This window comes from Corallococcus praedator (assembly GCF_003612125.1).
In the GTDB taxonomy this organism is placed as follows: domain Bacteria; phylum Myxococcota; class Myxococcia; order Myxococcales; family Myxococcaceae; genus Corallococcus; species Corallococcus praedator.
In genome coordinates this window covers 1-5,510 of sequence record NZ_RAWI01000519.1, presented here as the reverse complement: position 1 = coordinate 5,510, position 5,510 = coordinate 1, and the positions used below count along the sequence as shown (strand labels likewise).

Sequence of the window (5,510 nt, the reverse complement as noted above, 5' to 3'; positions counted from 1 at the left end):
GGGCAGGCGCGAGGGTGGGGAGGACGCCGGGGCAGCCCTCCACGAAGTCCTCGGGGTTCACGCGGACGATGCCATCCGGGGGCGACTTGATGCCGCCCACCGGGTAGCGCACGGAGTCCACGCGGAAGGTGCGCACCAGCGTGCGCGCGGACGGATCATCCGCGGGCAGCATGGACACGGAGAGGTAGATGTCGTTGTAGCCCGCGCCGCGCTGCACGGTGCCGGCGTCCACGCCACCGTCCACGCCGCCGTCGGCGATGAGGGGCAGCGTGTTGGCGAGCAGCACGTTGTCCACGCGGAAGCGGTAGCACTGGCGGCCTTCCGCATCCACCGGGCCCTCCGCCTCCACGCTGTAGCGGTACGCATCCGAGGCGAGGTTGGCGGTGTCCACCTGGAGCGGCCGCATGTGCATGCGCACTTCGTTGCGGTTGGTCAGCCCGTCGGTGTCCGGATCCTCATCCAGGTCGTTGCTCGCGCCCTGGGTGCTGCCCCGCCACTCCATGCCGTCCGGCACGCCGTCGCTGTCGCTGTCCTGCAACGTGGCGTTGGTGCCGATGAACTGCTCGTCGCAGTCCAGCAGGCCGTCGCAGTCCGTGTCCGTGCCGCGCAGCGCGGGCGGGCAGCCCTTGTCCAGGCCGCCGCCGTCCGGCTGCACTTCCTGGTTCGGGTCGAACTGCACGCCCCGGTCGCGGAAGTAGACCTCCACGCCGTCGCTGAAGCCGTCGCCGTCGGTGTCGCGCAGGTTGGGGTTGGTCCCCAGCTCCGCCTCGCGCGCGTCGGTGAGGCCGTCGCCGTCCGTGTCCGCCTCGTCCAGCGGGCTGCCGGGGGGCGCGGAGAAGTTGGAGGCGATGAACTCCTTCACGATGAAGGCGCGGCGCACCTGACCGAACTGGAAGTTGAGGAAGTTGATGGGCTCGTTGTTGCGGAAGTCGCGGAAGTTGCCGCCGCCCAGGCTCGCCATCTTCTCCAGCCGGTCCGCGTTCTGGTTGATGATGAGCAGCGGGCAGCCGCCGTCGCCAAAGCCGCCGTCCTCCGCCACCAGGTCGCACACCGACGGCACCGGCTGCGTGGGGTTGAACACGTGCACGGTGTTGAAGCGCACGTCCTCCACCAGGTCGCGCAGCTGCCGGATGCGCACCACCGCGTCACCGCGGATGAGCTCGTCGTCCTGGTTGTTCGTGGGCTTGCCGTCCGACAGGAAGATGACCGAGTAGCGCGCCTGCGCCAGCGCCTCGCTGCCGTCGGGCTGCAACCGCGCCCGCGCGATGTCCGTGTTGATGAGCGAGTAGATGTCCGACAGCGGCTTGACGAAGTCCGTCGAGTCCCGGTTCGGAGAGGTGTCGGTGTTGCGGAAGGTGAGCAGTTGTTCGGTGAGCTTCGCCTTCGCCGTCGCGTCCAGCAGCGACAACTGCACGAAGCCGTCCTCCAGCGGAGGGCCCGGGTCCTGCGTGAGGAACGCCGTGGTGCTGCCGGCGAACAGCATCACCGCGATGGACACCTCGTCGTCCTGCGGAAGGCTCTCAATCAGCTCCACCAGCGCGGTGGCGCGGCTGCCGTCCGGGTCGCTCACGCGCATGGACTGGCTGGCGTCCATGGCGACGATGATCTTGATGGGCCGGCGCACCTCATTGGCGCCCAGCGTGCAGAAGCGCCCGTCCAGCGCCACCGCCCGGTCCGCCGGCACGTCCGTGTCCCGGCGCGGGTCGTAGAGGTACGAATCAGTGCAGGCCACCACCACGGCGAGGCCCACCAGGGCCAGCGCCCACCCACGTCCGGTGCGGCTCACGGAGACGCGCCCCCCTGCGACGGCGACACGCCAACGCAATTGCCCTGGGCCCTCCAGGGATCCACCAGCTGGTCCGGACGGATGAAGTTCCGGTCCTCCATCGCCAGGTCCGGCCCCAGCGGCACGCGCACGCTGGGCGGCGCGTACTGCGCCCAGGCACACGCGGTGCGCCAGACGCCGTAGTCGGTCGCGACGCCGCTCTCCGGCGCCTCCGCGAACCACACCTTGAACAGGTTGTAGCCCTGCTTCACGCCCGAGCGGTCCGGCGGCGTCACCATCTGGAGGTTGGACACGGTGAAGTCGTAGCAGACGCCGTCCGTGTCGTTGCCGTCCTCGACCTTCTTCACCTCGTACTGGATGCCGTACTTGTCGTGGAAGGGCCGGTCGCGCCGGGTGGGGTCGCTGCCGGCCTTCAGCTCCACGTCGTCCGGCACGCCGTCACCGTCGGTGTCCAGGCCCGCCACGCTGGACTGCAGCGGGTTGAGGCCGTACTTCGCCTCCAGCCCGTCCGGCGCGCCGTCGCCGTCGCTGTCCACGATGCCCTGGCGCGTCTTGAGGTAGTCCTCGGCGAACTGCGACAGCCCGTCACCGTCCGTGTCGCGGCACACGCAGCCGGGCGTCAGCGGGGACTTGGGGTCGCAGCCGCGCGCGTCCAGGTCGTTGCCCGGACGGAAGCCCTGGTCCTGGCGCCGGTACTCGAAGCCGTCACTGAGACAGTCGCCGTCGCTGTCCAGGGTGAAGGGGTTCGTCTTCAACTGGAAGCTGTTGTCCAGTTCGTCCGGCACGCCGTCGCCGTCGCTGTCCAGCACGCGGCCGTCGTCCCCGGGCGCGGAGCTGAGCGGCTCCACCACCAGCGTCTTCATCACGTTGGGCGAGGCGAAGGATGAGTAGTCCAGCGCACCCAGGCCCAGCTCGGAGATCTCCGCCGTGTCGCTGAACTCCTGGTAGACGCCGTTGCCCATCTCCGCGAAGCGCTTGAGCAGGTACGAGGCGATCTTCTTCGCCGCCGCCGGGTACTGCGCCTCCGGGACGCCCGGGTAGGTACCGTAGATGTCCTGGCAGATGGGGCCGCAGGCGCGCACCGCCTCCTCGTTGAAGAGCAGCACCGTGTGCATGCGCACGTCGCCCACGTTGTACTGCGTCTTCAATTCCATCAGCCGGCGCACGTAGCTGAAGAGCTGGTAGTTCTGGTTGCGGTCGGTGCCCACCTCGAAGCCGGTGATGGCGTCGGTGGTGCTGGTGGCGTTGCAGAAGCTGGAGATGGAGTCGCGCCAGGTGAGGTCCGGGCTGTCCGGCCCCGCGTAGACGGACAGGTCGTCGTTGCCGGAGCAGCGCGGGTACGGCGTGCCGTCGGTGAGGAACACGACGACGTAGCGCGTGCGCGGCAGGAGCTCCGGCGTCGCCTGGGACACCGCGGCGATGTCGCTGGCGATGATGCTGTACGCGTAGCTGAGCGCACCCTGGTAGTCGGTGCCCTTGCCCAGCTGCGACTGGAGGCCTTCGATGTAGCCGTTGATGTCCCCGGGAGGCGCGAAGCGGTCACCCGTGGCCGCGGGCGGCCAGGTGTTCTTCACGTTCGTCTCGAACGGGGCAATGGCGATGCTGATGTTGCCCTCGCGGCGGTCGTTGATGCGCTTGAAGCCCGCCACCAGGTTCTTCAGGGCGCGCACGCGCGCCGGTTCGGTGACGCCGGGCGGGATGATGCCCCGCACCTCGGCGCGCTCGCAGAAGCCACTGCCCTCCTGCGAGCCCGGAGGATCCGACACGCACATGCTGCCGGACTCGTCGACGACGAGCACCACCTTCACCGGGAAGCCGGTGGGGTTGGCCGGGCGCGTACACACCCGGCCGGTGAGCGTCAGCTTGTCATCCAGCTGCGACTGCTCCTGGGCACGAGGCTCCAGGAGCGAGTCGGAACAGGACAGCACACCCACCAAGGCCAGGAGGCCGGTCGCAAGAAACGGAACCACGAGCTGACGGCGCATGCGATGCGGACCTCCGGGCATGGGGGGGTGGACCTTACGCCTTCCGACGGCGGCGCAGCAGCAGGCCGAGCACGCCCGCTCCCAGGGCGGCGACGCTGCCACCCGCGGGCAGCGACGTGCAGCCGCTGCCAGCCTCGTCCGTGCCCACCTTCACGAACAGGCTGGACACGGAGGCGCGCTGGTCGGGGAACACGCGGTCGGCGAAGGCCAGGCGCGTGGACACCTGCAGTTCGTACTCACCTTCCTTGTCCGGATTGAAGTTGGGCACGCTGCCGTCCACGTACTGGTACTCCCAGTGGCGGCTGTAGGTGACGGCGCCCTTGGGGTTCTCCACCACGGCGGTGGAGCCGGAGGGACGCTTCACCACCGTCCAGGTGTACTCGATGGCCGCGCCGTTGCGGTTGGCGAACAGCGGCGGGCGCACGGCGGTGCCCGTCTTCTCCACGCTCAGCACGCCACCGGTGCCCACGCTGAAGGGCGCCTTCGGGTCGAGGCAGTCGTTGGGCTGGTCCCGGTTGAGCACCACGCAGTAGCGCGTGTCGCACGCGTCACCGATGCCGTCGCCGTCGTCGTCCGCCTGGTCGCGGTTGGCGAACGCGGAGCAGTTGTCCTGCGCGTTGAGCACCGAGTCGTTGTCGATGTCCGCGTCGCAGTCATCGCCGATGCCGTCCGCGTCCGTGTCCTTCTGGGTGCCATTGGACAGGCCGGGGCAGTTGTCCAGGTTGTCGGAGATGTTGTCGCCGTCCGCGTCCACGCGGCACTGGCTCACGTCCGCGGGCATCTCCGTCTGGATGCGGTTCTCGACGAGCGGGCAGTTGTCCTGGCCGTCCTTGTGCCCGTCGTTGTCGTCGTCGTCGTCACAGACGTCGCCCAGGCCGTCGCCGTCGTTGTCCGCCTGGTTGGCGTTGGGGATGGAGGGGCAGTTGTCCGCGCCGTCCGCCTTGCCGTCGTTGTCGTCGTCGGGGTCGCACGCGTCGCCAATCCCGTCGCCGTCCGTGTCCAGCTGCGTGGCGTTGGAGACCGCCGGGCAGTTGTCGCAGGAGTCTCCGGCCTGATCCGTGTCGCCATCCAACTGGTCGCGGTTGGACGTGAACGGGCAGTTGTCCTTGTCGTCCGCCTTGCCGTCGCCGTCCGCGTCATCCGTGTACGACAGCGTCTTGCCGTCGTCCGTGTACGCGACCCAGACGGAACACCCACAGCCACAGCCACAGCCGCCACCCTCCTCCTTGGGGCGACCGCACTCATCTCCGAGGCACTCCGGGTTGTCCGGGTTTTGATCCTGGGCCTGCACGGTGCTGGGGGACAGCACCAGGAAGGCGCCGAGCGCCAGCATGGGGGCAAAGCGAGCGATAGTCATGGTGACTCCTTTCACAACCCCTTCCCTAGCAAGAGGCGATCCGTCTGCCTGGCTGCTATTGAATCCAAGAACTTCAAGGGGTTGCGGACTCATGGACGGTTGCTACAGGCTGGGTGTGGGGGGCACACCCCATTGAGACTGTGGGGGACACCCCACGCCCGGGCAGGGCTCAGGTCCCGACGATGAAGTCGTCGGAGGTGAGGGGAACGATGCCGGCGGGGGTGCGGCCGGTGTCGGCGTCGTACTGGATTTCCTGGATGAACAGGGACCCCACGCCGGCGCCGCGCGGATCATTGTCCCGGCCCACCTGGAGGTAGAGGTAGACCTCGTTGGTGCCCGCGGAGATGAACCTGGCTCTTATACACATCTGACGCTGCCGACG

Annotated in this window: 3 protein-coding genes and 1 pseudogene; all 4 read right to left on the bottom strand. The window is 68.8% G+C overall.

The features are described 5' to 3' along the window. Positions 1 to 1,786 (bottom strand): vWA domain-containing protein (locus D7Y13_RS37720; protein WP_147452591.1); only part of this gene is annotated, 1,786 nt, incomplete at its 3' end. After that, entirely contained in the window at positions 1,783 to 3,771 is a 1,989-nt protein-coding gene (gene mtsD / locus D7Y13_RS37715; protein ID WP_120534357.1) for a cell-cell cohesion protein MtsD, read from the bottom strand. The genes mtsD and D7Y13_RS37720, both read right to left, overlap by 4 nt. Before the next feature lie 34 nt (positions 3,772 to 3,805). Continuing rightward, positions 3,806 to 5,128, bottom strand: a complete 1,323-nt coding sequence (gene mtsC / locus D7Y13_RS37710) for a cell-cell cohesion MYXO-CTERM protein MtsC (RefSeq protein ID WP_120534358.1) — start codon at positions 5,126 to 5,128, stop codon at positions 3,806 to 3,808. 169 nt (positions 5,129 to 5,297) lie between these two features. Next, positions 5,298 to 5,510, bottom strand: a pseudogene (locus D7Y13_RS49970) (calcium-binding protein); the annotation flags it as partial.

What these genes read in the sequence shown, in the direction of transcription:
- mtsD (WP_120534357.1), bottom strand. Translation starts at nt 3,771, where the DNA reads ATGCGCCGTCAGCTCGTGGTTCCGTTTCTTGCGACCGGCCTCCTGGCC.
- mtsC (WP_120534358.1), bottom strand. Translation starts at nt 5,128, where the DNA reads ATGACTATCGCTCGCTTTGCCCCCATGCTGGCGCTCGGCGCCTTCCTG.